This window comes from Vibrio sp. 2130-1, assembly GCF_033339515.1.
In genome coordinates, this window is sequence record NZ_JAWOUT010000704.1 from 1 (window position 1) to 523 (window position 523).

The following is a 523-nucleotide window of genomic DNA, read 5'->3' on the forward strand; positions in this document are numbered from 1 at the left end:
TTTGTCGAAGCTGATGAGCTGCAACTATGGGGGCGAGAGCAGTTAGCCAATTTCAAATACCCAAGGTTTGTCGAAATTCGTGAACAGTTACCGATGAGTGCTACGGGTAAAATCTTAAAGAGAGAGCTAAAATCGGAACTCGAAGTCGCATAAGTATGATGTCAAAGCCAGCGAAGCTCTCGCTGGCTTTTTGTTTGATCTACATGGCATTGGCTGGTGGTCTTTTTGGCTGAGTACGCCGGTTAGACCAAAGACGTGTTTGCATCTATAACTATTCCAACTGTTTGAGATACGCTTCCATTTTCAGCGGATTCAATATGGTAATACTGCCATATTGCAGCCTAAGAATGTTCGAGTTTTCCAATTTCTTTAGTACCTTATGAACACTTTGTCGTGTTAGCCCCATCATGTTGGCGATGTGCTCACGAGTCACTTTCACTACACAAGACTGGGCACTTATAGGACGGTTATGTTGATATTCTGCCAGAAGTAATAACCGTCTGCCGATCCTCTCTTCTATACC

Annotated in this window: 1 protein-coding gene; it reads right to left on the reverse strand. The window is 43.6% G+C overall.

What is annotated here, in order from left to right:
• Nucleotides 1–271 precede the first annotated feature (271 nt).
• Nucleotides 272–523: helix-turn-helix domain-containing protein (locus R7Q09_RS28240; RefSeq protein ID WP_318144220.1), on the reverse strand; the 252-nt coding region annotated here is incomplete at its 5' end.